Genomic DNA, 3630 nt, shown 5'->3' on the forward strand with positions numbered 1-3630 from the left:
ATCGGCTGACCATACCTTGCATCCTTATTGGCGTTGTTCAGCTGCCACTGCTTGTCGGAAAGCGTCTGGCCCGCAAGCCAGTATTCATAGTGATACTGCTTACCGGAAGCATCCGTATATGTCTTCGTGCCCTTGAGCGCCGAAGCATAGCCTGCAAATGTCGTAACAGCCTGATTAAGTGCATCTTCGCTGATTGATGCGCCCTTTTCTCCTGTCAAAGCCCTGGCCGAAGCCGCCGTTTCAACTGGTTCGACATCCTTCACGTCAACCGTGTCGCCGTCAGAAAGCGCGCCCTTCACTTCACCCGCACTGTTCCAGGCCTTGTAGACCTTGATTGATCCCACGGATGAAGTTGCCTGCTTCACGGCAGGTTCAGCGGGCTTGGACGGTTCAACCGGCTTTTCTGCAGCCTTGACCAGTTTCAGCGTCGCATTGACCCTGACGGTGAGATTGCCACCGTACTTGATGCCGTTGTTGTCATTGAGCACGTTCCATTCCTTGTCGCCGTCCGTCTGTCCTTCAAGCCACAGTTCGTACTTGTACTCATTGCCATCCTTGTCGAAGAATGACTTCGTCAGCACGCCGGACTTGAATCCGCCGAGACTTTCAACGGCCTTCCTCAGCGCATCCTTTCCAATCAGCTGGTCCTTTTCACCGTTCAGAAGCTGCCTTGCAGAATCAGACAGGGCATTTTGGAGATCGGATGCATTAATCACGGCTCCTTCCTTTAGTGCCCCGTTAACTTGAACATTGTCCGAATTCCAGATCTTATCCACCTTGAATGAAACATTCGTGTCAACATGTGCTTTAGGCGTCATGTCAGGTGACTGATAGCCTTCGAGGAAGCCCTTGTACATCATGAGTGACTGAAGCGGGTGACCGCTTGGATCGAACAGGGTATTGTTGTCCCACGATGATCCGCCCCACGTTGGCTGGCCTCGCCAGTAAAGCTTGCTGTCAGGATAATATCCCCTTGAATGGCTTGAAGCCCATCCTGTGCCCATTGTTTCTGCATAGGCCTTGTTTTCAGCCCAGTTCTTCCAGCCCGGCTTGACTGCAATCCATGCCGGTTCCCAGTAGAATGCACCAAGTCCGTTGTCGTTGCTCAAAACGGCCTTGTACAGATCTGAAAGTTCATCAACCTGTCCCTGAGGTCCCACATTATAGTGACCCGGTGCACCTCCGATGTTGTTGCTCGTTCCGTCGGAATCCTTCAAAGTTGCCGGCCAGCCTGTTTCAAGGATGACAAACTTCTTGCCGTACTTGTTCTTGACCATCTTCTCAACATTGCTGATGTTTGAAGGATTGTTGCTGTTGTATCCCCAGAACGGATAGTAGGATGAACCAAGCACGTCATAGTCGACGCCTCCGTTCTTGAAGGCAGTCATGATTGTATCATAGTTGTTGATGTTAGGAGTCTCAAGATGAAGCGCAACCTGAGCGTTCCTGTACGTCTCCCTGACCGCCTTGCTTCCGGCATTGAGATAGCCGCACATCCTGCCTGCAGTATTGCTGTTCTTCCATACATTGCCTCCCGTTACTCCGAGAATGCCCTTGGTGATTTCATTTCCGACCTGGACCATGCTGATGTCGATGCCGTTCTTCCTGCAGTCTGAAAGAACCTTCTTCGTGTAGTTGTAGACTGACTTCTCAATTCTTTCAGGAGATGATGCTGACCAGGCCTTCGGGATGATCTGCGTGGCAGGATCTGCCCAGAAGTCCGAGTAGTGGAAGTCAAGCAGGACCTTGAGTCCATATGATGAAGCCTCCCTTGCCGCTTCAATCACGCTTGCCTCATCACTGACACCGCCGCCGTAGCTTTGGTTGTCAGCATCATACGGATCGTTCCAGAGCTTGATTCTGACCCAGTTTGCTCCTGCATCCTTCAGCACCTTCATCAGTGAAGCCTCATTGCCGTCAAAGTCATAGAACTTGACTCCTGCCTTCTTCAGGGCAACGTAGCTTGACACATCAAGACCTCTGATCGTCTCGTTCTTCATGCCGTTAACCTTGTTGACCTTGACCTGCTCGAACCTGAGTCCTGTTTCCGTGCCGTTCTTGAAGGCATCATCCACTTCCTGCGCCGTCATCTGACTCGTGGACTTGCCCGTCGTCGGAGCCTTCTCGTCGCCTGATGCCGTCTGACCTGCTGCCTGTCCCCAGACAAGCGTTACGGTGTACGGAAGAACAAGCTTGTCACCGTACTTTGCGCCCTTGTTGGCGTTCAGGAAGTTGTACTGCTTCTGATCTGCAGTCTGTCCCTGAAGCCAGAACTGATAGTGATAGGCGTCGTTGTTGCTGTAATAGTTCTTCGTGCCTTCCAGTGCACTTTCATTGCCGGGAAGCGAGGCGAAGATGAGCTTGAGGTTGTCTTCGCTGATGGCTTCGCCGATCTTTCCCGTCAGCGCCTTTGAGTCAATCTTTGAAAATGCAGTGCCGAAGTCACCTGTGCTGATCGTGTCACCTTTCCTGATGCCGTCTCTGACGTCAACATTGACACCGGCATCCTTGTAGGTTTCTTCTACCTTGATTACGGTGGAGGACTTGCTTTCATTCCCCGTTGCGATATGCGTCGGAACATGTTCGCTGAACAGCAGGAATGCCGTCGTAATCTGACCGTCCCTGCTGTATGCGCCGACACCGAGAATCGTGTCGTTCAGATTTGAAACACCCTTCAGACTGTTGATGAAGGCCGAGACATTGTTCTTCTTCAGGCTGTCGGAATAATCCGACTTCTCAGTTCTGACGAACGACTTGACAACGCCGCCTGAAAGAAGGGCGTTGTTCTTCAGGTTGGTTTCAATTGCAGCAGCGTCATTCTTGAGTTGTCCCATCGCAAGAAGCTGTGCCGTGTCGTTCATGGTGAAGGCATGATACTCGTCATTCTGGTTGTTCCAGTCATAGTCAACGCTTGCACCGTAGTTCTTCTTCATCTCAGAAGCCGCATTACCGGCGATGTCTGCACGGTAGTTGTCGTTGTCCTTGGAATAGTCACGGACAAGAATGCCGTTCACGTCAAAGAAATACTCGCCGCCGTCGATGTACATGTGGCCGGTTGCCATCTTTCCCGTTACACCGTCGAAATAGTATGTCTTTCCGTTGATGTTCTGCCAGCTGTACTGCATGCGGCCGTTTCCGTCATAGTAAACGGTCTTGTTCTGATTTGCAATCTTCTGGAAGCCGGTCTTCATTGAACCAGTGACTCCGTCAAACAGATACCACTTGCCGTCGATCCTCTGCTGGCCGTACTTCATCTGAGCCGTTGCAGGATCGTAATAGACAGTCTTGTTCTGGTTGGCAATCCTCTGGAAGCCGGTCTGAATCTTCTTTCTGTTGTCAAACAGATACCACTTGCCGTTGATCTTCTGCTGACCAGTTGCCTCAAGCGCACCGGTAACACGGTTGAAGTTGTACTTTTTCCCGTCAACCTTCTGAGTTCCGTACTGCATCTGACCATTTGATCCGTAGAGGACAAGCTTCTTCTGATCGGCAATGTACTGAAGACCCGTCTTCATGGCGCCGGTGACTTTGTCAAACAGATACCACTTGCCGTTGACCTTCTGCTGACCGTACTGCATCTGACCATTTGATGCATAGTAAACGGTCTTGTTCTGGTTGGCAATGCGCTGG

At 51.3% G+C, this 3630-nt stretch carries 1 protein-coding gene; it reads right to left on the bottom strand.

All coding sequences use genetic code 11. The features are described 5' to 3' along the window. The coding region (locus V7Z60_RS09280) for a glycosyl hydrolase 53 family protein (protein ID WP_334117535.1) at positions 1-3630 on the bottom strand (3630 nt) is incomplete at both ends.

Source organism: Ligilactobacillus sp. (assembly GCF_036846325.1).
In the GTDB taxonomy this organism is placed as follows: Bacteria; Bacillota; Bacilli; order Lactobacillales; family Lactobacillaceae; genus Ligilactobacillus.